The sequence below is a fragment of the Romboutsia sp. 13368 genome (assembly GCF_018336475.1).
Classification (GTDB): domain Bacteria; phylum Bacillota; class Clostridia; order Peptostreptococcales; family Peptostreptococcaceae; genus Romboutsia.
In genome coordinates, this window is the sequence record NZ_CP048741.1 from 1400903 (window position 1) to 1401142 (window position 240).

At 27.5% G+C, this 240-nt stretch carries 1 protein-coding gene; it reads right to left on the reverse strand.

Translation table 11 applies throughout. From position 1 onward, the window contains the following. Positions 1 to 240, reverse strand: a 240-nt coding sequence (locus G3997_RS05645) for a hypothetical protein (RefSeq protein WP_296644196.1), incomplete at both ends; no start/stop codon positions are given.

The window sequence follows — 240 nt, forward strand, 5'->3', positions numbered from 1 at the left end:
TTTATACTTAGCATCTAAGAAAACTTCTCTACATTTATATTTATCAATCATAACTAAGCTCAAATCTGGTCTTTGRCCTTCCAAGTTCTTCTCTGMTGTTATRATTATAGATTTACCCTCTTTTCGTTTTATTTCTATACTAAATCCTCGCAAAGTMGAGTACTCATTGTAATACTCAATCATTTTTTCAACTAGATTATGTGCTCCTTCATTGAATTTTAATTCATTTATAAAATAATC